The sequence below is a fragment of the Mesorhizobium sp. M2E.F.Ca.ET.209.01.1.1 genome (assembly GCF_004010375.2).
Taxonomy (GTDB): domain Bacteria; phylum Pseudomonadota; class Alphaproteobacteria; order Rhizobiales; family Rhizobiaceae; genus Mesorhizobium.
Genome location: NZ_SADP02000271.1, coordinates 1 through 407 on the forward strand (window position 1 = coordinate 1; position 407 = coordinate 407).

The window sequence follows — 407 nt, forward strand, 5'->3', positions numbered from 1 at the left end:
GTTGTGGACGGCACGGTATTGGTGCCGTTCCAGACGTTATTGGAGCTGCTAGTGTCGAGCCATGAGTCGACGGCATTTGCCGCCGTGAACGTGTTCGTCGCTGCCGACGTGCTGAAGAAGGCGTCGGTGCCGCCGGCTCCGTCGCTCTTCAAATTCACGAGGGTGCCCGCGGCATAGGGGGCACCAAGTGTCAACGCGTATGATTGGCCGGCGCCGTCAACCACAGTGAGGGTGCTGCCATTCACGCTCGCGGCAATAATGCTGGTGTTGCCAAAATCGATCTGGTTGGACGCCGTCGAGATGCTGGGGCCGATGTTGAGCCCGCTGATAGTGCCGCTGAATCCAGAGAGGTTGGTGAGGTCAAGGGTAGTCCCCGTACCGGCGCCGAGCGTCACGATGGATCCGCT

General features: G+C 61.2%; 1 protein-coding gene. It reads right to left on the bottom strand.

Going from position 1 to position 407, the window contains the following annotated elements; translation table 11 throughout:
* Positions 1-395, bottom strand: a 395-nt coding sequence (locus EN852_RS35620; RefSeq protein WP_135879662.1) for a hypothetical protein, incomplete at its 3' end; no start/stop codon positions are given.
* Positions 396-407: the final 12 nt, after the last annotated feature.